This is a genomic window from Shinella sp. GW821-FHT11G07 (assembly GCF_058808115.1).
Genome location: NZ_JBXARJ010000023.1, coordinates 57,133 through 80,645 on the forward strand (window position 1 = coordinate 57,133; position 23,513 = coordinate 80,645).

General features: G+C 63.6%; 21 protein-coding genes. 4 read left to right on the forward strand and 17 right to left on the reverse strand.

Features of this window, described 5'->3' with window-relative positions; all coding sequences use genetic code 11:
• Positions 1–12: 12 nt before the first annotated feature.
• The 5 genes from AC1RT2_RS30075 to AC1RT2_RS30095 all read right to left on the reverse strand — a co-directional run bounded on the left by AC1RT2_RS30075 (position 13) and on the right by AC1RT2_RS30095 (position 5,959).
• The gene (locus AC1RT2_RS30075) at positions 13–1,632 is read right to left on the reverse strand and encodes an ABC transporter ATP-binding protein (protein WP_493107901.1); all 1,620 of its coding nucleotides are present in this window, start codon (positions 1,630–1,632) and stop codon (positions 13–15) included.
• Positions 1,625–2,548, reverse strand: coding sequence for an ABC transporter permease (locus AC1RT2_RS30080; RefSeq protein WP_493107903.1), 924 nt, complete (start codon positions 2,546–2,548; stop codon positions 1,625–1,627). Before AC1RT2_RS30080 ends, AC1RT2_RS30075 begins: the two co-directional genes overlap by 8 nt.
• 10 nt (positions 2,549–2,558) lie before the next feature.
• Positions 2,559–3,473: an ABC transporter permease gene (locus tag AC1RT2_RS30085; protein WP_493107905.1), complete on the reverse strand. Its 915-nt coding sequence runs from the start codon at positions 3,471–3,473 to the stop codon at positions 2,559–2,561.
• Between the two features lie 86 nt (positions 3,474–3,559).
• Positions 3,560–5,029 (reverse strand): ABC transporter substrate-binding protein, encoded by a 1,470-nt coding sequence (locus tag AC1RT2_RS30090; RefSeq protein WP_493107942.1) that lies wholly within the window; start codon positions 5,027–5,029, stop codon positions 3,560–3,562.
• A gap of 57 nt (positions 5,030–5,086) precedes the next feature.
• A complete protein-coding gene (locus AC1RT2_RS30095) occupies positions 5,087–5,959 on the reverse strand; it encodes a DMT family transporter (protein WP_493107907.1) in 873 nt (290 codons plus the stop codon).
• 233 nt (positions 5,960–6,192) lie between these two features.
• Between AC1RT2_RS30095 and AC1RT2_RS30100 the strand changes: the two genes are divergently transcribed.
• From AC1RT2_RS30100 to AC1RT2_RS30110, 3 genes are read left to right on the forward strand one after another with little or no spacing between them, the layout of a single operon-like run.
• Positions 6,193–7,389 carry a sialidase family protein gene (locus AC1RT2_RS30100; protein ID WP_493107909.1) on the forward strand — a complete coding sequence of 399 codons (1,197 nt, stop codon included), beginning with the start codon at positions 6,193–6,195 and terminating at the stop codon, positions 7,387–7,389.
• Positions 7,386–8,342 (forward strand): 4-hydroxythreonine-4-phosphate dehydrogenase PdxA, encoded by a 957-nt coding sequence (pdxA, locus tag AC1RT2_RS30105; RefSeq protein WP_493107911.1) that lies wholly within the window; start codon positions 7,386–7,388, stop codon positions 8,340–8,342. The genes AC1RT2_RS30100 and pdxA overlap by 4 nt, the downstream gene beginning before the upstream one ends.
• A gap of 4 nt (positions 8,343–8,346) precedes the next feature.
• Positions 8,347–9,465 (forward strand): iron-containing alcohol dehydrogenase, encoded by a 1,119-nt coding sequence (locus AC1RT2_RS30110; RefSeq protein ID WP_493107913.1) that lies wholly within the window; start codon positions 8,347–8,349, stop codon positions 9,463–9,465.
• A 51-nt stretch (positions 9,466–9,516) separates the two neighbouring features.
• On the opposite strand, the gene AC1RT2_RS30115 is transcribed toward AC1RT2_RS30110, so the two are convergent.
• The 5 genes from AC1RT2_RS30115 to AC1RT2_RS30135 form a co-directional block, all read right to left on the reverse strand.
• The gene (locus AC1RT2_RS30115; protein ID WP_493107915.1) at positions 9,517–10,218 is read right to left on the reverse strand and encodes a FadR/GntR family transcriptional regulator; all 702 of its coding nucleotides are present in this window, start codon (positions 10,216–10,218) and stop codon (positions 9,517–9,519) included.
• A 3-nt stretch (positions 10,219–10,221) separates the two neighbouring features.
• Entirely contained in the window at positions 10,222–11,250 is a 1,029-nt protein-coding gene (locus tag AC1RT2_RS30120; RefSeq protein ID WP_493107916.1) for a four-carbon acid sugar kinase family protein, read from the reverse strand.
• A 226-nt stretch (positions 11,251–11,476) separates the two neighbouring features.
• A complete protein-coding gene (locus tag AC1RT2_RS30125) occupies positions 11,477–11,941 on the reverse strand; it encodes a DoxX family protein (protein WP_493107918.1) in 465 nt (154 codons plus the stop codon).
• Positions 11,942–11,960: 19 nt separating this feature from the next.
• Positions 11,961–13,160 (reverse strand): DUF5624 domain-containing protein, encoded by a 1,200-nt coding sequence (locus AC1RT2_RS30130; RefSeq protein WP_493107920.1) that lies wholly within the window; start codon positions 13,158–13,160, stop codon positions 11,961–11,963.
• A 34-nt stretch (positions 13,161–13,194) separates the two neighbouring features.
• On the reverse strand, positions 13,195–14,334 hold the full coding sequence (locus AC1RT2_RS30135) for a hypothetical protein (RefSeq protein WP_493107922.1): 1,140 nt from the start codon (positions 14,332–14,334) through the stop codon (positions 13,195–13,197).
• A 153-nt stretch (positions 14,335–14,487) separates the two neighbouring features.
• Here AC1RT2_RS30135 and AC1RT2_RS30140 point away from each other — a divergent pair, with 153 nt between their 5' ends.
• Positions 14,488–15,390 (forward strand): LysR family transcriptional regulator, encoded by a 903-nt coding sequence (locus AC1RT2_RS30140; protein ID WP_493107924.1) that lies wholly within the window; start codon positions 14,488–14,490, stop codon positions 15,388–15,390.
• A 45-nt stretch (positions 15,391–15,435) separates the two neighbouring features.
• Here the strand turns inward: AC1RT2_RS30140 and AC1RT2_RS30145 are convergent, their stop codons facing one another.
• From AC1RT2_RS30145 to AC1RT2_RS30175, 7 genes are all read right to left on the reverse strand, one after another.
• Positions 15,436–17,022 carry an ABC transporter substrate-binding protein gene (locus AC1RT2_RS30145; protein ID WP_493107926.1) on the reverse strand — a complete coding sequence of 529 codons (1,587 nt, stop codon included), beginning with the start codon at positions 17,020–17,022 and terminating at the stop codon, positions 15,436–15,438.
• A gap of 31 nt (positions 17,023–17,053) precedes the next feature.
• Positions 17,054–17,956: an ABC transporter permease gene (locus AC1RT2_RS30150; protein ID WP_493107928.1), complete on the reverse strand. Its 903-nt coding sequence runs from the start codon at positions 17,954–17,956 to the stop codon at positions 17,054–17,056.
• A gap of 4 nt (positions 17,957–17,960) precedes the next feature.
• A complete protein-coding gene (locus AC1RT2_RS30155; RefSeq protein WP_493107930.1) occupies positions 17,961–18,914 on the reverse strand; it encodes an ABC transporter permease in 954 nt (317 codons plus the stop codon).
• A 4-nt stretch (positions 18,915–18,918) separates the two neighbouring features.
• Entirely contained in the window at positions 18,919–20,967 is a 2,049-nt protein-coding gene (locus tag AC1RT2_RS30160; RefSeq protein ID WP_493107932.1) for an ABC transporter ATP-binding protein, read from the reverse strand.
• 35 nt (positions 20,968–21,002) lie between these two features.
• Positions 21,003–21,881, reverse strand: a complete 879-nt coding sequence (locus AC1RT2_RS30165; protein ID WP_493107934.1) for an amidohydrolase family protein — start codon at positions 21,879–21,881, stop codon at positions 21,003–21,005.
• A 31-nt stretch (positions 21,882–21,912) separates the two neighbouring features.
• Positions 21,913–22,716: an HpcH/HpaI aldolase family protein gene (locus AC1RT2_RS30170; RefSeq protein ID WP_493107936.1), complete on the reverse strand. Its 804-nt coding sequence runs from the start codon at positions 22,714–22,716 to the stop codon at positions 21,913–21,915.
• A gap of 151 nt (positions 22,717–22,867) precedes the next feature.
• Entirely contained in the window at positions 22,868–23,314 is a 447-nt protein-coding gene (locus tag AC1RT2_RS30175) for a MarR family winged helix-turn-helix transcriptional regulator (protein WP_493107938.1), read from the reverse strand.
• Between the last annotated feature and the right edge of the window lie 199 nt (positions 23,315–23,513).

The window sequence follows — 23,513 nt, forward strand, 5'->3', positions numbered from 1 at the left end:
TGGGACAGCGCCTTACGAGGCGCTCTGAAGGCGAGCGGCGCGGTGAGCGGCCTGGATATCGGGATCGGGGTTGAGCCCTGCGGCGAGAAGGGCGCGGGTGTAGTTTTCCCGCGGCGTGTCGAACACCTCGCGCACCGTGCCGAGTTCGACGATATCGCCCTTCTGCATGACCATGACGTGGTCGGCAAAATCGCGCACCACCGGCAGGTCATGGGCGATGAAGATGAAGGCGATGCCCATCTCACGGCGCAGCTTGTCGAGCAGCGCGATGACCTGCGCCTGCACCGAGACATCGAGGGCCGAGACCGCCTCATCGCAGATGATGAGTTGTGGTTCGAGTGCGAGCGCCCGGGCAATCGCAATGCGCTGCCGCTGGCCACCGGAGAACTGGTGGGGATAACGCCCCATATGTTCCGGGCCGAGGCCAACCTGCACCAGAAGCTCAGCCACGCGATCGCGCCATTTTGCCCTGGGAAGAATGTCGGGATGGATGACCCAGGCCTCGGAGATGAGCTGGTAGACGGTCATGCGCGGATTGAGCGATTGCGTTGGATCCTGGAACACCATCTGCAAGTCACGGCGCAGCTTGTAGAGGTCGGACGGGGACATGGTGAAAAGATCGCGGCCTTTCCACAAGGCGCTGCCGGCATCGGGTTCATCGAGACGCAGGAGGATGCGGGCAAGCGTCGACTTGCCGGAACCGCTCTCGCCAACGACGGCCATGGTCTCGCCAGCCATGAGATCGAAGGACACGCCCTTCAGCGCTTCGAAGGAACCATAACGCTTGCGCACGTCGCGCACCGAAAGCACCGGTTCAGCGCGGGCGGCGGGCGCGTGCATCTCGCCTTTGCCGGGTGCTGCGGCGATGAGCTTCCTGGTATAGGGATGCTGCGGGTTCTTATAGACCTCGCGGACAGTGCCGGTCTCGACCAGAACGCCCTTCTCCATCACCACGACGCGGTCCGCGATCTCAGCGACAACGCCAAGGTCATGCGTGATGATGAGCACGGCCATGCCGGTCTCCTGCTGCAATTCCTCCAGCAGGGCGAGCACCTCGGCCTGGACAGTCACGTCGAGCGCCGTCGTCGGTTCATCGGCGATGAGGAGGTCGGGACGCAGCGCAAGCGCCATGGCGATCATGACACGCTGACGCTGGCCGCCCGAAAACTCGTGCGGGTACTTGTCAAGTGATTGCTCGGGGTTCGGAATGCCGACGCGCGTCAGGAGGCGCAGCGCCTCCGCCTTCGCCTGCGCCGATGCGGTTCCATGTGTCGTCAGTGCCTCGCGGATTTGCCAGCCAACCGTATAGACCGGATTGAGATGGCTCAGCGGATCCTGAAAAATCATGGCGATGCGGCGGCCGTTCACCTCACGTCGCTGCTGTGCAGGCATTTTCAGCAGGTCCACGCCGTCAAGCAGGATTTCGCCCGAGCTGATGCGGCCCGGCGGCATGTCGATTAGGTTCATGATCGCCGAGGAGGAGACCGACTTGCCCGACCCGCTCTCGCCGAGGATCGCCAGCGTCTCGCCGCGGTCGAGATGGTAGGAGATGTTGCGCACCGCCTTCACCACGCCGACCGCCGTGTGGAATTCGACCGACAGGTTGCGGACTTCGAGAAGATGCTCAGCCATTCGTGCGGCCCTTCATTTCAAGGCGCCAGCGCTGCACCGGATCGAGCGCGATGCGCAGCCAGTTCGACAGCAGGTTCAGCGACATGGTGGTGAGGATGATGGCAAGGCCCGGCCAGAAGGACAGCCACCAGGCATTGGTGAGGTATTGCCGGCCTTGCGAGATCATCAGCCCCCAGGTGATCTCCGGTGGCTGGATGCCGATGCCGAGGAAGGACAGTGCGCTTTCGGCCAGCATCACATAGGCGAAGTCGAGTGTCGCAAGCGTCGTCAGCGTCGGCAAAACGACGGGCAGGATATGGCGGAAGAGGATGCGCTTGCCGGACGCGCCCATGACGCGCGCAGCCTGCACGAACATGCGTTCGCGGATTTCCAGCACCTCTGCCCGCGTGGTGCGCAGATAGACCGGGATGCGGGTGATCGCCAATACCAGCATGAGGTTGAGGATCGACGACCCGAGGATGTAGAGCACGATCACCGCGATCAGCAGTGACGGAAAGGACATGATGACGTCGGCAAGGCGCATAATCACCTGATTGACGCGCGCCGACGAGAAGCCGGCGATGAGCCCGAGAACCGTGCCGATGACCGCAGAGAGCACGACGGCGCCGGCGGCGACCATCATCGTGTTTTGCGTGGCGACGACGATGCGGGCGAGCAGCGGGCGGCCGAGCGCATCCGCACCCATCCACCACACCCAGCCGCGTTGCCAGTCGAAGGGTGCTGCATTGCGACCGCGCAGGTTCTGCTTGGTTGCAAGATCACCGAGCCAGCTCGGCCCGATGATTGCAAGGATCAGGATGACGATAAGGAAGATCGCCGCGCAGAATGCGAACTTGTCGGCCAGCAGCATGCGGAACATGCGCTTGGCGAACGGCAGTTCCTCGGTGATGGCGGTGTCGGTGGTCTGAAGGGTCATGGCATGCTCCTCAGTGGCGGATCCGCGGATCAAGCAGTGCATAGGCAAGGTCGATCAGCAGGTTCATGAGGAAGATTGCGAGCGCCGTGACGAGGATCGCGGCGAGCACCACGTTGAAGTCGCGCTGCAGGATGGAATCGATCATCAGCTTGCCGACGCCGGGAAAGCCAAAAATGGTCTCGACGATGACCGCGCCGTTGAGCAGGCTCGCCGCCTGGTCGCCGATAACGGTGATGACCGGCAGCATGGCGTTGCGCAGCGCATGCACGAAGATGATCGGGCCGGATTTGACCCCCTTGGCGCGCGCCGTCTTCACATAGGCGGAGGACAGCGCACCAATCATCGAGCCGCGCACCACCTGCACGATAATGCCGAACGGGCGAATGAAGAGCACGCAGATCGGCAGGATCCAGTGCAGCAACGAGCCGGTGCCGGAAGTCGGCAGCCAAGCGAGATTGACTGAGAAGACGACGATCGCGACGATGGCAATCCAGAAATCGGGAACCGAAGCGCCGACAAGGGAAATGATCGAGGAAAGACGGTCGAAGAAGCCGCCGGCGCGGAAAGCGGCGAGCGAACCCACGACGATGGCGGCGCCGGTGACGAGCGTCATGGTGATGAGCGCAAGCCAGAGGGTCCAGACGAAAGCTTCGAGCACGACATCAAGCGCCGGGCGTGCCTTGCGGAGCGATTCGCCGAAATCGCCGGTAACGACATCACCGACATAGCGGCCGAACTGCACCAGTAGCGGATCGTTCAAGCCATGCAGTTCGCGGAACTGCTGCTTCATCTCTGCGGAAGCCTCGACCGGCAGAAACAAGGCAGCCGGATCCCCCGTCAAGCGCGAGAGAAAGAACACCATGACGATCAGTCCGACGAGCGAGATCAGACTGGCCACGGCGCGTTTTCGAACGAATTTCAGCATGGCGCCCTCAGGGGAATCGGGCGGCGGGATCATCCCGCCGCCTTGATTGCTGTTGTGACGGCGAGCATATCGCTCGCCAGAACAGATTACTTGATCTTGATTTCCGAAAGCTGGAGCGTTCCGTTGGTCGCCATCGTCGGCTTGAATTCCAGGCGTTCGGAAACCCGCGAGAAGCCGACCATGTGGAACAGCAGGACGTCGGCAACGACGTCGTCATGCACGTAGGCGATCACTTCCGACCAGAGCTTGGCGCGCTCCTCGCCGACGGCGGCGGAGGCGCGCTTGATCAGGTCGTCGACCTTCGGATCGGAGAAGCCGGACTGCGTGCCTTCGGTCGCATACTTGAAGAACATCGAGAACGACGGATCGCCCTTCGAGTTGTCGTGCATGGCGGCGACGATCTGCGGACCGCGGCCTTCCTTGAAGGGCTTCGAGTAGTACTGCTCGTGCTCGGCGACCTCGACGAACTTCAGCTCGACCGTGAAACCGACCTCCTGGAGCTGCGCCTGGATGGCCTCCATGATCTCGGTGACGTTCGGGAAGTTTGCCGAGCGCGCAATGATGGTGATCGGCGTGTCGACCTTGACGCCGTCGGCCTTGGCTTCCTCGAGCAGCTTCTTTGCGCCTTCCGGATCGTAGGGGAAGACCTTGACGTCGGGGTTCCAGCCGAGCGTCGGCGGCGGCACGATGGCGGTGGCAAGCAATGCGCTGTCCGGAACGAGCGTGCCGAGGAAGGCCTGGCGGTCGATTGCGATATTGAGCGCGCGGCGGACGCGCACGTCGTTCAGCGGCTCGATATTATGGTCGATGCGCAGGTAGACGGTCTCGCTGTCGAGATAGGAAAAATCCGTTGCCGGGTTGGTGGCGTCGAGCTGCGAGATCGACGGCGACAGATCCGCTTCGCCGGCCTGCACCATGGCCGCGCGAACCGACGGGTCGGCACGGAACAGGTAGGTCGCTTCGGTCACTTCGGGCTTGGCGCCCCAATAGTCGTCACGGCCGGTCAGCACGATCTGCTGGCCCGGTGTCCAGTTGGTCAGCTTGTAGGGGCCGGTGCCGACGGGCTCGCGCACGAATTCCAGCGGCGTCTCTTCCGGCACCATGGTGACGAGCGACAAAAGCAGCGGAAGGATCGGCTGGACCGGATCGGCCTTGAAGTCGATCGTGTAGTCGTCGACGATGGTCGGTGTCACGGTCATACCACCGAAATAGCGGCGGGACTCGCAGGCGTTCTTGTCGCTCATGATGCGCTCGAAACTGTGCTTGACGTCCTTCGCGTCAAAGGCCGTGCCGTCGGAGAATTTCACGCCCTGGCGCAGGTGGAACCGCCAGCTGCCATCGGCATTCTGCTCCCACTTTTCGGCAAGGCGCGGCATGACGCCCTTGTCGCCGCGAACATCGAGTTCGGTCAGCGTCTCGCTGACGTTCTGCAGGATGACACGGCCGATATTGGAGCGGGTCGCCATGCAGGGCTCGAGCAGGTCGGCCTCCTCGGCGAGCACGATCTTGATCGGCCCCGAGCCGGCAAAGGCGGGGGACAAGGCAGAGCCCAGCATGAGAGCCCCCAGAACGAGTATTTTCTTCACGGCATTTCCTCCCTAGTGAAATCGTGTTCAGGCAGATGTTGTTTTTCCGGATCGCGCAGCAACCAGCGCCGCACAACAGATGAGCCCGCCGCCGAAGAGCGTGGTGACGGCGATATGTTCGCCAAACAGTGCAAAGCCTCCGAGGGCCACGAGCGGCAGACGCAGAAAATCGACGGGCGCGACAATCGTGGCGGGCGCCAGCGAAAAGGCATGGGTCATCATGGCCATGCAGGCGGCGCCGACGACACCCTGAAGCGCAAGCAGCCCTATCTCCCGCGGCGCCGGCGTCACCCAGAACGGCAGGGCGAAAAGAAGCGCAATCGGCACGGTCAGCAGAAGATTCCAGACGACGAGTGTCGCGGTCCGGTCGCCCTTCGACATGGATTTCAGGATCAACTGGATGGCCGACTGGAGCACCGCGCCAGCAAGCGCCAGCGCGATGGCAAGGCTGATCCCCGTGCCCGACGGACCGATGACGACCAGCGCACCGACAAAACCGATCACCACCGCACCAATCATCGCCGGGCCTGGCCGTTCGCCAAGCGTCAGCGCGGCACCAAGCACCAGGAAGATCGGCGACGTGAAGGCGATCGCCGTCACGTCGGCCAGCGGCCCCCAGCTGAAGGCGGCAAAGAAGGCGACCATGGTCAGCAGCTTGAAACCGGCGCGAACGGCATGCTGGCGAAGCGGATGCGTCGAGCGCAGCACGGCCGGACGAACAAGAATGAAAGGTAGGAGAATGACAGCGCCGAAAAAGGCACGGAAGAAGCCGATCACGAAGGGATGTACGGCGCCATGCAGGGCGCGCACGATCACGGCGTCAGCTGCCGCGAGCACCGCAGCACCGGCCGCAAAGAGCACAGCGATCGTCGCCTTCCGTGAATTGCCGGCTTCCGGCATGAAAATCCTCCTCCCGGCATCCTCTTGCCAAGTTGGCCAGACCATCCCCCTTTCATACAAGCTTGTCAAATTATTTTGCAATGTAAAATTAAATCGAGCCGCGACTAAATTATTTATATAATATATTCAGATGCTTAACTTATCCACTCCACAAATTTTTCAAACTTGATAACATTCTCAAACTTGACAACTTTGTAATTTCGGTGATTTTCAACACCATACAGGAGGAGCCAATGGACCCCGCGGAAATCGCCCGCCACATGAATGGCCTGCTTCAAAGCACGCTGCCCGGACGAGACGAAGCCCTGCTGCCGTCGCCCATGATCCAGAATCATGCCGCGTTCCTGCATCTGCTTGCCGATGGCGCGCTCGCCAGCGCCTGGTTTGGCGGCACACTGGAAGGCAAGTCGGACATCTCGATCTTCGCCTCCGTGCTGCCGAAGGGCGCAGCGAACTGGGGACCGCCGCAACGGCTGAGCTTCGACCCGGCGCATTCAGAGCAGAATCCCGTGTTCTTCACCGCACCCGATGGCAAGCTCTGGCTCTTCCACACCTCGCAACCATCAGGCAATCAGGACGAATGCCGGATCTGCATGGCCGAAATCCGGCGCGACGCCTCGGATCCGCTGGCGCTGACGGCGCAGGAAGGGCGTTACCTAGACCTACCGCGCGGCTGCTTCGTTCGTGCGCCGCTCACGGTGCGCGCGGATGGGGCGTGGCTGCTGCCGATCTTCCGCTGCGTCCAGCGTCCCGGCCAGAAATGGAACGGCAGCCATGACACCGCCGCGGTCGGCATCTCGCGGGACGGTGGAGAGACCTGGCAACTCGAAGATATCGCCCAATCCATCGGCTGCGTGCACATGTCACCGGTTTCGTTGGAGGGCGAGCACCTTACCGCCTTCTTCCGCCGGCGCCAGGCGGACTTCGTCTACAGGACGGAGAGCCGTGATGGCGGGCAATCGTGGTCCGCGCCGCAGGCGACCGACGTGCCGAACAACAATTCCTCCATCGCCGCGATCCGCCTTAACGACGGCCGCGTCGCGATGATCTGCAATCCGGTGAACGCGGCCCAGTCCGCCGACCGTCGCGCTTCGCTCTATGACGAACTCGGCGAGAACGACGACCGCCCAGACGCCGACCCTGCCGGCGGTTGCACGCCGATCTGGGGCGTGCCGCGCGCACCGGTCGCGCTCTGCCTGTCTGAGGATGGCGGCAATACCTTTCCCGTCCGGCTTCTGATCGAGGACGGTCCCGGCACCTGCCTGTCCAACGATTCGACCGACGGCCGAAACAAGGAAATGTCCTATCCCTGGCTGCTGGCGGAAGCCGACGGCACCCTGCACCTCGCCTACACCTATCACCGGCGTGCGATCAAATATGTCCGCCTGGCACCCGGCTGGGACAGCGCCGACACTCGGAGACTTTCATGAGCAACATCATCGGCATCACCATGGGCGACCCGTGCGGCGTCGGCCCCGAGATTTCGGTGCGCGCGCTGGCCGGCATGACGTCGGAAGAGCGCGTGACGATCCGCATCTACGGCAATCTCAAGACGCTGGAGGCCGCGCGCGAAGCCCTCGACATCACCGTCGATCTTGCGCCGCATGTCGTGGACCTGCCGATCGAGGGTGCGCCCCTCGCCTGGGGACAGCTCAGCCCCGTTGCCGGCGATGCGGCCTTTCGCTTCATCGAAAAGGCGGTGCGCGATGCGCAGGCCGGCGCCATCGGCTGCATCGTCACCGCGCCGATCAACAAGGAAGCGCTGAACCTCGCCGGCCACCACTATGACGGCCATACCGGCATGCTGCGCAGCCTGACGGGCTCCAAGGCCGCCTACATGCTGCTTGCCTCCGAGCGCCTCAAGGTCATCCACGTCTCGACCCACGTCTCCCTGCAGGAAGCCATTCGGCGCTCGACGACCGAGCGGGTGCTTGCGACCATCCGCGCCGGAGACGCCCACCTGAAACGCACCGGCTACGCAGCACCCAGGATCGCGGTTGCCGGCATCAATCCTCATTGCGGCGAGAACGGCCTCTTCGGCACGGAAGACGACGAACAGATCGCCCCCGCCGTCCAGGCAGCGCGTGCGGAAGGCATCGACGCCTACGGTCCGATCTCCGCGGATACATTGTTTTACCGCGCCTATGCGGGCGCCTTCGATCTGGTCGTCGCGCAGTATCACGACCAGGGGCACATCCCGGTCAAGCTCGTCGCCTTCGATACCGCCGTGAACGTCTCCGTGGACCTGCCGATCGACCGCACCTCGGTCGATCACGGCACGGCCTTCGACATTGCCGGCAAGGGTATCGCCGACCACGGCAACATGAATTCCGCCATAGCCTACGCCCGCAAGCTGGTGTCGGGCGCCGCCAAGCGAGGATGAGACCATGAGCATCGCCCCCATCACGCTCCACCTACCGCGTCGGCTCGCCGTCGGCGCCGGCACGATCGGCGAGGTCGGCGCCTGGGCCTCCGACGCCACCTCGGTGCTGGTGATTGCGACGCCGATCACCGCCGGCTTCATCGACCGCCTGAAGCTTCCCGGCCGCGTCACCGTGTTCGACGCGATCCCCGGCGAGCCTGACATTGCGACGCTGGAGGCCGCCATCGAAGCCGCGCGCCAAAACCGGCCGGACCTCATCGTCGGCCTTGGTGGCGGCTCGGTTCTCGACGTCGCCAAGCTGGTTGCCGCACTATGGGATGGCGAGCAGACGCTCGCCGACGTCGCCGGCCCGAACCGGGTCGCTGGGCGCCGCACACGCCTCGTCCAGGTCGCCACCACCGCCGGCACAGGCTCCGAGGCCGGCATCCGCTCGCTGATCACCGATCCCGGCAAGGGCACCAAGATCGCGGTCGAAAGCCCGCATCTGATCGCCGATTTCGCGGTACTCGATCCGGAACTGACCTATTCCGTGCCATCGGCGGTGACGGCGGCGACCGGCGTGGACGCCATGGCGCATTGCGTCGAGGCCTTCACCAATCGCCGCGCCCATCCGATGATCGACGGCTTTGCCCGCATGGGCTTCCGGCTCGTCGGCAAATACCTCGCCCGCGCGGTGCGCGACGGCACGGACACCGAGGCCCGCGAGGGCATGATGCTTGCCTCCTACTACGGCGGTATCTGCCTCGGCCCGGTCAACACCGCCGCCGGCCACGCCATCGCTTACCCGCTTGGCACGCGGCTGCGCCTCCCGCACGGCCTGGCGAATGCCATCATTTTCCCGCATGTCCTGGCCTTCAACCAGAACGTAGCGGCAGGAAAGACGGCGGAAGTGGCCGAAGCCCTCGGCCTCGGCGAAAACCTTACCGCGGAAAACCTCCTCACCGCCGCCCACGGCTTCTGCCGCGATCTCGGCATCGAGATGGCGCTATCCGCCCATGGCGCCTCGGCGGACGACCTGCCCCTCTATGCCGGCGAAGCGCACGCGAACCGCCGCCTGATGGACAACAACCCGATCGATATGAGCGTGGAGGACGTGCTCGGCGTCTACCGGGCTGCTTTCTAGGAAGCGCAGTTCCCCAACAGGAAAACCCCGGCCTTGCCGGGGTTTTGCGTTCTATTTGGATGCCTGGAAAAGCCGCTCCCGCGAGCCGGTGAGATGCTGGAACATAAGCTCCCGCGCCTTCGCGCCGTCACGGGCCGAAATCGCTTCCGCAATCGCCTCGTGTTCGCCAAAGACCCGGGTGAGGCCGGCGGTCTCGCGCTTTACCGACGCGCCGTGGAACCGCATCCCCACGGCGATATGGTCCTTCAGTGCTTCCATGGCGGTGAAGAAATAGCTGTTCTGCGCGGCGCGCGCGATCGCGAGGTGGAACTGGAAGTCCGCATCCTCGCGGTGGGACTGCCGGTTGGTGGCGTCCCGCATCAGTTCCAGCGCCTGGCGGATGGCGGCAAGTGTCGCCGCATCGTGGCGCTCGGCGGCAGCCGCGGCGGCCGCCGGCTCGACGGTCAGGCGGAACTCGTAGCAGTTGAGGAGATCGGCGACGTTTTCGAGCTGCCCGAAACCCAGCGGCTCACGCATGCCGACGGCCCGCACGAAGCTGCCCGCGCCGCGCCGGGAATAGATGAAGCCCTGCTCGCGCAGCCGCCGCAGCGCCTCCCGGATGATCGGCCGCGAAACCTCGAATTCGATCGCCAGATCATGCTCGGTCGGCAGGCGCTCATCCGGCTTGTAGGCACCGGACTTGATGGCGCGGTGCATGCGCTCGAAGACGAGATCGCCAAGGCTCCTGCGTGCTGTTCCGTTCTCCAGTCCCATCGTTCATCCCGTCTTGCGGCACAGCCGGTCTGCGATCTCCCGCAACGTATCCGGCTCGCCAAATCCTCCCGATTTGGCGATAATGCAATGTCCTTGGGCATGCGCCAAGCCCAGTCCGGGCAGGCATTCACCGTGCAGCCGGAACCGAACGATCCCCATTTTCCTGAGCACGGCCTCCGCTGTGGCGCCGCCGGAAAGCAGCAGCGTCGACGCCGCGGCCGCAAGATCGGGGCAGACGCTTTGCGCCAGCGCATGCGACACCTCTTCCGAGGTCACGATATCCTCGCCCGGAACCGCCTGCACAAGAGTCAACGCGCTGCCATCGGCGCGCACGCCCTCAAGGCGACCATTCGGCGCCGGCAGGTGGCGCAGATCGCCACGTCCCAGCAGTGCCTCGATCTGCGCAAGTGTAATCGGATCGCGCGAGCCGATGACGAAAAGACCCGGACCCGTGGGGATTCCAGCAGCGCGTGCCGGGGCCTGTCCGCTCATCGCCTCGGCAAACGCTTCCGCAAGGCCGCGTGCGCCGACAAGAAGATCGATCCCCGCCTCATCCGCCCGTTCGAGCCAGAGGTGCAACTCGTTTTGGCTGGCAATGTCTGGGATCGTCGCGCGGGCTGCATGGGACCCGAGCCTTTCCGCAATGGAAATCGGCGCGTCCACCCCGAAGCCCGTCACACAGCCGTCCTTGACGATGCGGCCGAAGGCCGGGATCGCCGGCGCCACCAGCGCCGCCTGATAGGACATGGCATCGAGTTCGGCCGAGATATGGCCCTTGAGACGCGAGTCGACCTTCTTGAAGAGACGCGTTCCCGCCGGCAGCGTCGCTAGTGCCCTCTCCGTCTCTCGCCGCGCAGCCTCAGCGCCGATCTCGCGGGAAGCGAGATTGATCGACAGCACCTCCGGCGCCTCGCGCAGGGCTTCGCCGACGGCGCTGGTCGAGAGGGCCACTTCCACATGCATGCCCCGCGCCGCGAACGGCGCAGCTGTATCCAGCGCCCCCGTCAGATCGTCGGCAAGAATGGCCAGCATCGCGCGCTCCGCATTGTTGTTATCTTTATTGCGCGACTTCACATTGAAATGTCAATGATATTCCTTATAATGTTACAAATTATAGCAAGCCGGTCGAACCGGCTGTTTTGCTTTTGGTCCCGGTTCCCCAGTCCTTGCTCTCGAAGACGAGCAAAGACTGGGGGCAGTCTGTGAAGAGAGGAAGGGCTGCCTCTTTTCGGCGATGCAGCCCCGAGAGTTCAGCCGGTCAGATTTGCCGGCCGATACGATGGTCCAGCGAATGCCGGTTGGCGCCGCGCAGCAGGAAGAAGATGGTGATCGCCGCCCAGAGGATCGATTTTTCCGCACCGAACAGACCCTGCCCCTGCACGATGCCGTGGAAATAGACGGTGACGAGCAGGATGACGGTCGCCACGAGCGCAGCGGCCCGCGTGAACAGCCCCAACGTCAGGCAGACACCGGCAAAAAACTCGCTCACCGAGAGCAGCAGCGACCAGAAGGCACCGGGATAAAAACCGATGCTCTCCACCAGGCCGGAGGCACCGAACGGGTCGAGGATTTTCGGAAATCCGTGCGTGACGAGCAACGCACCCGCCACGACGCGCAAAAATGTTTCTCCACCGATGAAGGACCGCTCGTAGAGCGGCGCGAGCGAGGGAACGTAGAGGGTCTGAAGACGTGCGGGTGCCGTCTCGGCATCGAGATTCTGCATGCGGGTGCTCCTTTAAGTTTCAGGCGGCGGGTGGACAGTCGGCCACGGTACGCGACCCGGCGGGCGGATAGACGGTGTCGGTAAAACAGGGGATGGTGATCGCGCCGGGGTCGAGGTTCTTGTCACTCAGTTCGTCGATGATGAATTCGGCAACCGAATTGGAGAGCAGCTGGCGCGGGTCCTCCATGACCATGCGCAGCCGGGAAATGGCGGTGAAACGATCGTTTGGATGTTTCAGCCGCGGCATTTCACTGAGCGTGCCGGCCGGATCGGTGATGACCGGGGCCGTGCCGATATCCGGCACGAAAGCCGGGAAGCCGTCGAACATCTTTGCGCCGATCTCCGCCGTCACCCGCGTCTTGCACCACAGCGTGCGATAAGCCTTTTCCAGATCCTTGAGGTCGGCGCCGCTCTTGATCATGTCGAGGTTGAGGCTTGGGGCGTGCGGCGAGATCAGCAGGTATTCCGGCCGGAGGGTCTTTTGCGAGGCGCGCCAGAGGAGGTGGCACATATTGTTGGTGGCCCAGGTGAGGCCCGCCGTCGGGCGTCCGGAGCTGCCGCAGATCATCACCATCAGCGTCCGCCAGTCGAGGTCCAGCGTGTTGATCCAGCGCATGATGCGGTGGGTGATGTCGAGGAAGGTCAATGCGAAGGTTGCGACCATGACATCGTTGAACGGCACCGGCAGGCCGCCCGGCTCCGGCGGTTCCAGAAGCCGATCCCGGAGCGCCTGGTAGGTAAAGACCGAGGGGTCGGCAAGGCCGGCATGCAGGAAGTCTTCGACCGTGCGACAGGCATAATCGACCAGGTCGACGATCTTTGGCTCCCAGCCTTTCCACGCATCCACCGCCACCTCGGTCTGCCAGTAGGAAACGGTGGAGACCGTGCGCACCGCTTCGCACTGGGCAAGGAAACGGCGGGCCCAGGCCTGCCAGCCGTCGATGCCCTCCTCCTGCATTTCGGCGAGCCAGGCCATGGCCGTGCCAAGATGGGAGATGGCGGTCAGCTCCTTGAAGCCGCGCGTGCTATGGCGGAAACTTTCATAGACCGGCTCCCGATCGCGGCCGGGGAACAGCACGAGGTCGGAACCCGTCGAAATGAGAATGGGCGTATCGGCCGTCGCGTCGCGCTTGCGCTGCGCAAGTTCGGCGGCGATGCTGTTCGGACCCGTATAGAGGTCGTAGAGATCGACAAAACGGGGATCGGGTCTGTAAGGCATGGAAGAACTGCTCCTGAAACGGCGCGGGCGCCGCTCAACCTAGAAATTCATAGATGACGGTGTCTTGGGAAAACCGCACATCCGGCGTCAAGCTGTTCGTCACGACGAGGTGCGTCTTGCCATCCGCCTCGAAGAAGGCGGCATCGGTGGCGCCGAAGGTCTCGAACCGGTCAACGGACTGCCATTCCTCACCTGACCACGCGTAGATGATGGAGAGAAGATCGGTCTTCGGCGCCTTCGGCGAGCCCTCGATGAAATTTACCTGCACAAGATAGGAACGGCCGTTCTTCGTGATGGAGGCGAACTCCCGGCCGCCCGGGCCGCTCAGCAACTGCATCTCCGCGAATTTTTCGCCGGTCCATTGATAGACGACCGTGTCGTCTGCAATGGCGGCGAAGGCGACCTGCACCGGACCGGGCACCGGCAGGACATGGAAGGCGCGGCCGGTCTTGCCCTCGAAACGCTGGAACACCTCGAATGCCTCGCCGGTCCATTCGAGCAGCACCGATTTGCCGGTATGGTCGGCATAGGCAAGGAATTCGCGGTCGCCGACGACAATCTTCGTCCAGTTGTAGCCCCAGGGGCCATCGAGCGTCAGGAAGGGCAAGAAGCCGGCGCCGTCCCATTCGAAGATCGTCGAGTTGCGCGGATTGCTCGCCTCGACACCCTCGACGGTGACGCCGAGCGCAAAGGCCAGGAATTGCCGCCCGCCAAAGCTGAGAGCCTTCCATTGCTTGGCAAGGAAGCCGGGAAAGCGCTGGAACGGCAGCCACTCTCCACCGACTTCATGGTAGACGACGGAATCGATGTTGGGTTGGTACGGTCCCGCCCCCGTGCGGGCGCTGGCGGTGGCGAGGAAACGCCGGTCGCCGATCGCGAAGAACTCGGCATCTTCCCCACCGGGAACCGGCAGACGGGAGCCCGGCACGAAACGGCCATTATCCCATTCGAAGATCAGCAGATCGGTGTCGCTATCGCCGCCATTCATATGTGCCGGCGTGCCCGCCACGTCATAGGCAAGCTGCGGCACGGCAAGGAAAAGCCGGCTGTCGATCGAGTAGATTTCGCAGGCGCGGGCCCCGGAGGTCGGCAGGCTGTCGACCTGGCGCAGCAGCCCTTGTTCGGAGCGCGCGTCCATGTGGGTCTTCTCCTTCGTCGCGATTGGCGTGTCCACGAATGCCGGCCTCCCTGCCAGAATGCTGTTCTTGCCCAATATTGGGAGAATTCGACCGTTCCAGCCAATTCAATTTTTGCGCGTTTTGTTTTGCAAAATATATCAATGAGCATTTATCATCGCACAGTCTAGAACACGGGATGAGACAGCACCATGAACTTCAAGCATCTCACCTATTTCCGCACGCTGGCCGAGGAGCTGCATTTTCGGCGTGCGGCGGAAAAACTCAACATCACACAGTCGCCCCTGTCGATCGCTATCCAGAATCTGGAGGAAGAACTGGGAGCGCCGCTCTTCCTGCGCACCCAGCGCAGCGTGCAGCTCACGGAGTTCGGCCGGCTGCTCTATCACCATTCGCTCGGCATTCTGGAGCGCATCGAAAGCTGTGAGCAGGAGATGAAGGCGGTGGCGGGCGGCAAGGCGGGGCAGTTGCGCATCGGCTTTACCGCCGCCTCCTCGCTGCTCTCGCCCTTCCCCGCGCTGATCCACGCCTTTCGCGACCACTACCCCGATATCAACGTGACGCTGAAGGAACACACCAGCATCGCTCAGTTGCAGGCGATCGGCGAACGGGAGCTGGATGTCGGCGTGATCCGCCGACCGCAACGCAACCAGGTCACGGGCATTTCGTTTCGCAAGCTCGCGACGGATCGGCTGGTGGTGGCGGCCCATCGCGGCCATGCGCTGCTCGACAAGGTGGAAATCCGCATCGCCGACCTCGCGGAGGAGAATTTCATCTTCTATCCGCGCAAGATCGGCGTCGGCATCTATGACCAGTTCATCGAACTGTGCGGCAAGCGCGGCTTCTTCCCGAACATCGTGCAGGAAGCACAGGAGGCGACGACGATCATCGGGCTGGTCGCCTCCGGTCTCGGCATCGCCGTGGTCCCGTCCGGGCTGCAATTCATCACAATCCCGAATGTCGCCTTCATGCCGCTGGCCGATGCGGATGCCGAGACGGATCTCTTTCTCGCCTTCCGCGCCGGGGAGGAAAATCCCCGCATCGCCCATCTCATCCGCCTGGCGCAGACGGCCTTTCACAACCAGGAAGGCTGAGGCGTTGCCGCCCCAGCCTTTCGCTTCAAGCGGCCTTTGCGCAGCCTATTCGTTGAGCCAGGTCGAGGACTGGTCGAGGTAAAGGAAGTTGCTGGGGTTGAAGGTCCAGCCCTTCAGCGCCGCGTTCATGGCGACGATGCGCTCCAGCCAGACGACCGGTACGGAATAGGACTTCTCATAGAGCCGGGTTTCGAAGTCGCGCAGCAGCGTCATGCGCTTCGCCTTGTCCTGCTCCAGCGCCTGCTTGCGCCAGAGGTCGTCGAGCTCCCGGTCGGTGAAGCGGCCGGCCGAGCGGGCGGAGACGTCGTGCGAGATATACTTCGTCATCTGCTCGGTCGGCTCTTCGCGCAGCGCCGAATAGATGTCGACGATCGCCTGGTACGATCCGTCGGAAATCGCCGCCGCCCATGGTGGCGTTTCGACGACGACGTTGCGGGCATTGACGCCGATCTGCCGCCACTGGTCGGTGAGGAAGACGCCGAAATCGACAACGATCGGCGGGCCGTTGCGCACCGTGAGGTCGAAGCTCAGGTTCTCCTGGCCGGCCTCCTTGAGGAGGCGCTTCGCCTCTTCGCGAGCCGCGGCGATATCCGTACCGAAGCCCGCCATCTTCTGCAGGTCCGCATCGGAGGCAGCGAACTGCCCGCCAGGCAGGAAAATGCCACCGGCATAACGCATCTCCGTCGTGCGGCCGAGACCCTTGACGCCGCCCCAGCGATCGATGGCCAGGTTCAACGCGCGGCGCACGCGCTCGTCGTCGAAGGGCGGTTTTTCCGCGTTGAAGGTCACGAGGAAATGGGTGAGTGCAGGGCCGGATTCGATGCTGATGGCATCACCAAGGCTCTGCTTCAGACGGTCGGCGCCCTGCGGGCTGACGCCGCGGAAATCCGTATGGATCTGCCCGGCCTGGATGGCGTTCGCTACGGCCGGCCCTTCCATCGTGTAGGATTCCAGCCCGTCGAGATAGGGTTGGCCCGTGCGGAAGTAGTCCTCGAACTTCGAGGACTTCCAGACGGAACCGGACACGAATTCATCAAAGACGTAGGGGCCGCTGCCCATGACTTTCTGCTTGGGGTATTGCGGGTCCGACTTCAGGAGCGCTGCGGAATAGACGCAGTTGAACGGCGAGGCGAAGGTGCCAAGCACGGATTCGTCCCACTCCTTCACCTTGAAGCGCACCGTGTAGTCATCGACGACGTCGATCTTGTCGATCTGGCGGAAGGCTTCCAGCCGCTCGGAGATGACACCTTCCGGTGGCCAGGCCAGCCGTTCGTAGGTCGCGGCAACGTCCGCGGCCTTCAGATCCGTGCCATCGTGGAATTTGACGCCCTGGCGCAGCTTGAACGTATAGGTGAGATCCGCCGGATTGGCCTCCCAGCCCTCCGCAAGATCGCCCTCGATATCCGGATAGCTGCCCGGCTTGAAGCGCAGCAGCGTCGAATAATGCGGGGCGAGACGCATCAGCGCGGCAAAGTGATTGGCGCCGTGGCAATCGAAATTGGCCGGGTCGTCGCTTACCGCATAGCGCAGAATGCCGCCGGACTTCGGCGTTTCCTGCGCAGCGGCGACCGCGCCGTTGAGCAGGAGTGCGCCAACGGCGGCGAGCCCCACGATTTTCCTTCGGATATCCATGTCGTTTCCTCCCTGAAACGTGAAAATTCTGTCAGCGGTCCGAGCGCGCCTTCGGATCCAGCACGTCGCGCAATGCGTCGCCGAACATCGAGAAGGCGAAGACGACGAGCGCGATGGCGAGGCCCGGATAGAGCACGATCCACGGCGCGGTCATCGAGGTGTTGAAGGCGTTGCCCGCGAGCATCAGCCCCCAGGACGGGGTGGGTTCGGTGACGCCGAGCCCGAGATAGGACAGCGAGGCCTCGATCAGGATCGCCTGGCTGATGAAGGCGGTGAGCATGACGATGTACGGCCCGAAAATGTTCGGTGCCATGTGGCGAACGATGATGCGCAGGTCGCTGAAGCCGAGCGTCACCGCCGCATCGATATAGGAAAGGTTGCGGATGGTGAGTGCCTGCGAGCGGGCGACACGCGCCATCTTGGGAACGATCGGCAGCGCAATCGCCAGCACGAGGTTGAGGTCGATGCCGAAGACGAGGTCGCGCCCAAGGCTGGAGACGAGCACCAGCGCAAGCACCGTGATCGGGATCGCCAGCAGGATCTCCATGAAGCGCTCGACGATGGTGTCCACCCAGCGGCCCGCATAGGCCGAGGTGATGCCGACGAACAGCCCGATCGTGCAGCCGATGAAGCTGGCGGAGACGCCGATTAGAAAGGCGGTGCGCCCGCCATAGAGCACACGCGAGAAGAGATCACGGCCGAAACTGTCCGTGCCCATCAGGTGTGCGAGCGAGGGCGGCGCGATGGCATTGCCATAGTCGGTGGCGAGCGGATCATAGGGCGCGACCCAGGGCGCGGCGAAGGCGACGACAAACCCCAACACGATGAGCACGAGGCCGAGCGCGCCGAGCGGCTGGCCGAGCACGAGTTTCGCGATCGGTCCGCGCGACCGGGGCGGTGTGATCCAAAGTTCGGTGGCGACGGATTTGCGCATGGCTTCAACCCAACTGAATGCGGGGATCGATGACCGCATAGGCGAGATCGACCAGGAAATTGACCACGATGAAGATGACCGTCAGCACCAGGACGATGCCCTGGATGACGATGAAATCGCTGCGCGACACGGACTCGATGAACAGGCGTCCGATTCCGTTGAGGGAAAAGACCTGTTCGATGACGACGAGGCTGCCGACGAGCAGCGCGAATTCCAGCCCGATCATGGTGATCGTCGGCAACAGCGAATTGGGAATGACGTGGCGGCGGATGATGGCGGCCGCCGCGAGCCCCTTGGCGCGTGCCGTGCGCACGAAATCTTCGTGCATGGTCTCGATCACCGAGGAGCGCATCATGCGGATGAGGATCGCCGAATAGCGATAACCGACGGCGACGGCGGGCAGGATCAACTGCTGCAGGAGCGTCAGCGGGTCTTTGAAGACGGAGGCCGTGCCGAGGGGTGGCAGCCAGTTGAAATACCACAGCATGGCAAGCGCCACGACCATGCCGAACCAGAAAGACGGCAGCGCCATGCCGGCGATGGCGAAGGTGCGGATCGCATAATCGACGATACTGCCCGGATAAATGCCGGCGATGGTGCCGAGCGGAATGGCGATGAGGATCGCGACGATCATGCTGAGCGCCGCCACCTGAAGCGTCACCGGCAGGCGCGAAAAAATCTCCTCCGAGACGGGTTTTCCCGTCCAGTGCGAATGGCCGAGATCGAAGGTCGCGAGGTCCGTCAGAAAATCGGCATATTGAACGACAAGCGGCCGGTCGAGGCCGAGGCGGCTGCGCTCGGCGGCGACCAGCTCGACCGTCGGGTTGCCGCCCTCGGCGCGCAGCATGGTCTCAACGATGTCGCCCGGCAACACGTTAAGCATGAAGAAGGTCAGCGTCGCCACGCCGAGAAGCGTGGGGATGGCGAGGAGGAGGCGTCTGCCGATGAACGGAAGCATGGCGTTAGACCCTTATGCAGGCGGCGTGATGCGTCTTGGAAAAGGCGACGGATTTCGGCACCGCCTTTCCGCAGGCTTCCACCGCCATGGGACAGCGTGTGCGAAAGACACAGCCGCTCGGCGGATTGAGGGGTGACGGCAATTCGCCGAATATTTTTGCCTCCGGCGCGCCTGCATCCGCCGCGAAGGACGGCACGGCAGCGAGCAGCGCCTTCGTGTAGGGGTGGCGGGGATTCGAAAAGAGTTCGGCCCGCGTCGCCGTCTCGACCACCCGGCCGAGATACATCACCGCCACGACATCGGAAATGTGGCGCACGACGGCGAGGTCATGGGCGACGAAGAGATAGCTGAGGCCGAGTTTTGCCTGCAAGTCTGTCAGCAGGTTCATGATCTGCGCCTGGATCGACACGTCGAGCGCCGAGACCGGCTCGTCGCAGACGATGAGGCGCGGGTTCATGCCAAGCGCGCGAGCGATGCCGACGCGCTGGCGCTGGCCGCCGGACATCTGGTGCGGATAGCGCTCGGTCATTTCTGCCGGCAGGCCGACGAGATCGAGCAATTCCTCCACGCGCGTGCGTGCCTCCCGCTGGTTCTTGCAGATGCCGTGCACCAGCAACGGCTCGGCGAGGATGGAGCCGATGCGGTGGCGCGGATTGAGCGAGGTGGAGGGGTCCTGGTAGACGACCTGGATCTGGCGGCGTAGCGCAAGAAGGTCGCGCTTGCCGGCCGTCAAGATGTCGCGGCCCTCGAAATCGGCGCAGCCGCCTGTCGCGTCCTGGAGACGCAGCAGCGTGCGCACCACCGTCGTCTTGCCGCAGCCCGATTCCCCGACGAGGCCGAGCGTGCCGCCTTGCGGAATGTCGAAGGAGACATCTTCCGCCCCGCGCACCACCGCGCCGCGCTTCAAAGGGAAATGCCGGGTCAGGCCGCGCACGCTGAGCACGGTGTCGCCAGGGCCGCGTTCAGAGCCAGCCGCCGCGGGATGGCCGTCCTGCGGCAGCGCATCTACGACCGGATGGAAGCAGGCATAGTGCCGACCCCCGGCAACCGTATCGGTCGGTACACTGCCGCAGGCCGCCGTCGCCGCGCCACAGCGGGGGCTGAAAGCGCAGCCGGCGGGGAAGCGCGCCGGGCTCGGCGGCTGTCCGGGAATGGTATGCAGGCGTGCCTGCCGTGGCTGGTCGAGCCGTGGCACGGCCATCAGCAGGCCCGCCGTATAGCGATGGCGCGGCCGGCGCAGCACTTCCTCCACCGAGCCGGATTCGACGATGCCCCCGCCATACATGACATTGACGCGATCGGCATAGCGGGCGACCAGCGCCAGATTGTGGGTGATCAGCACCAGGCCGACGCCGGTCTCCTTCACCAGCGAGCGCAGCAGATCGAGGATCTGCGCCTGGATGGTGACGTCGAGCGCCGTGGTCGGCTCGTCGGCGATAATGACCTTGGGATTGCAGGAGAGCGCGATGGCGATGACGACGCGCTGGCGCATGCCGCCGGAAAATTCGTGCGGATACTGGTCCATCCGCCGTTCCGGATCGGTAACGCCGACCCGCGTCAGAAGATCGACCGCACGTTTTCGGGCGGCCGTGGTATCGAGCCCGAGATGCTCCAGCATCGGCTCCATGATCTGCCGGCCGACGGTCATCAGCGGATTGAGCGAGGTCATCGGCTCCTGGAAAACCATGGCGATGTCCCGGCCGCGCAGGCGCCGCATCGCATCTTCCGGCAGGCGAAGATAGTCGCGTCCCGCGAGCCGCACCTCGCCGGAAAAGCGCACCGTCTGCGGATCGGGGAGCAGCCGCATCACCGCAAGCGAGGAGACCGACTTGCCGCAGCCGGATTCCCCCACCAGCGCCACCAGTTCGCCGGCGTGCACATCGTAGCTGACGTCACGCACGATATGCAGCAGCCGGTCGTTCGAGCGGAACTGGACGTTGAGGTTGCGGACGGAAAGGAGCGGTTCCGCCGCTATATCGGGTCGAGCTTGCATGGTTCCGGCCTCAGTCGCGCCGCGTTGCAGGGCCGCTATGCTGGGTGATTCGATGAACATGCGCGTCTCCTCCCCGTCCTGTCCATGCCGGCCGCTCACGCGAAGCCGAACAACCTGTTGGGATTGTCGACGAGAATTTTCTGGCGGTCGGCCGGATCGGGCGCCCATTCGACGAGCAGGTTCAGGAGCTCGCCCGTGTCTCGGCCGGATTTCGGGATATGCGGCCAGTCCGAACCCCAGATCGCGCGGCGCGGATCCGTCTCGACGATGGCCTTCGCCACATGGGCGACGGCCCCGTAGCCCTTGTCCTTCGCGATGCGATAAGGACCGCTAAGCTTCAGGTAGCAGTGGCTCTCCACCATCAGCGTCAGAAGCTTCTGGAAGTCGCGCTCCGTCAGCCCGTCCTCTTCCGCCATGTAGCCCATGTGGTCGATGACATAGGGGGCGGTCAGCGTGCCGAGGAAGCCGATGAGGTCGCGCACCACGCGGCCCGGCACGTAGAATTGCAGGTGCCAGCCGAACGGCGCGATTTTTGCTGCCATGCGGGTGATGTAGGCCTCGATATCCTCGATCGGCTGGTCGGCACGCTTGAAGAGGTCGAGCCGCAAGCCGCGCACGCCATGCTCGTGCAGCGCCTCCAGTTCGGTGTTGGATACGTCGTCCTCCACCATGGCGACGCCGCGCGACGCTCCGCCGCCAAGTTTCAAGGCGTCGAGCATGCAGCGGTTGTCCGTGCCGTAGAAACTCGGCTGCACGATGATGTAGCGATCGAGATGCAACACCTTCATCAGGTCATGGAAATGATCGAGCTTGCCATCCGGCAGCGTGTAATGCGGCTTTGCCACATGCGGATAGAGGGAAAGCGGCCCGAAGACATGCATATGCGCGTCGCAGGCGCCCTTCGGCACGTCGAAGCTCGGACGCATCAGGCCGGCAAGCGGCAGCATGGGTTCGGAGGTCAGCGGCTCGGTCATGAAAGAATCCTTGGCAAATGGGCATGGTGGATCAGGCGGAGACCGCGGCCCGCCACCTGGCGATTCGCTGGTCGAGAATGTCGACGAAAATGTCGGTGTCGATGGCGGCGAAGACGTAGGGAGCAGCGCCGAGATCGACGAGCCGGCGGTATTGCTCCGGCCCCTTGAGGCCGCCGATGATGGCGAGCTTGCCGTGTTTTTTCGCGGCCGCGATGACGCGCCGGCACAGCGCCATGATTGGCTCGGCCTCGACATCGCCGAGCATGCCCATATTGGCAGAGAGATCATTGAGGCCGAGCCCGATGGCATCGACGCCCTCGACGGCAGCGATGGCCTCGACATTGTCAACAGCCTTGGTGGATTCCAGCAGCACCTGCAGGAAGACGGACCGGTTCGCCGCCGCCGCCCGCTCCTTGGGATCGATCCGCCGGAAGCCGAAGCTGGAGGTCAGCGCATTGTGTGAGCGCCCGCCTTCCGGGGGGTAGCGGCAATAGCTGACGGCCTTTTGCGCATCCTCTTCCGTCTCGATCTGGGGAATGATCAGCCCCGAGGCACCGCCATCGAGCACACGGCCGATCACGCCGAAGTCGCCCTCCGGCACGCGCACCCAGGCGTCGAGCCCAAGGTCACGCGCCGTCGCCGTCATCTGGGCGGTGGTATCGAGCGGAATGGTGCTGTGCTCGAGGTCGATCCAGATGGCGTCGTAGCCGGAACTCGCCGCCATGCGCACGAAATCCACCGAACGGGCGGTGCGGATCCCCAGGGCATAACAGGGGTCTCCGGCGCGCAGGCGCTCGGCAAAGGTCCGGCCGTTTCGCGACGACACGTCCAGCATCTGGTCTCCTCCCATGCGGATGCTGGCATGCATCCGATGACCAAACGCTAACGCAAACCGGTGATTAGCTCCAATTCACAAAACGGCGGAATTGATTGGCAATACCAATCAATTCCACATTGGACCGTAAAGCGGTCGAGGATGTTCTCGCTTATTCCGATGCCGGTGCAACGAGCGCATCCCGTAGCTTCTGGACGCTTTCGTTGAGGGCGATGATTTCCTCCACAGTCATGCCGGAGCGTTGCAGCAGGGTATCGGTCAGGCAGCCGGTCTTCGCCTGCAGGCCCCTGCCTTTGTCGGTGAGATGCACGCCGACCAGCCGCTCGTCCTTCGTCGAGCGTTGGCGCACCACGAAACCGGCCGCTTCCAGGCGCTTGACGAGGGGCGTGATGGTGCTGGGCTCCAGCGCGAGGCGGTCGGCGATGACCGAGATCGTCTGGCCATCCGCCTCCCACAAGACACTGAGTACGAGATATTGCGGATAGGTAATGCCCAGTGCATCGAGCATCGGCTTGTAGGTGCGGTTGATGGCGATGGTCGTGCCGTAGAGCGAAAAGCACAGCTGGCTATCGAGCGGGATTGGTTGAGGGGCAGTCATTGCGGGTCTCCGGTCGGGTTCATGAGGGCAACATACCACAAAAAATGATTATCGCGATAAAAAACATCTGGACAAAGGTGCGAGGCGCGCATATCAAATGATTATCGCGATAACGGTTATCACATCAGATCAAAGGAGAGACCCAATGTCCATCGTCAACACCCTGCTCGCTACCGCCGCTTCCCTCTTCGTCGCCGCT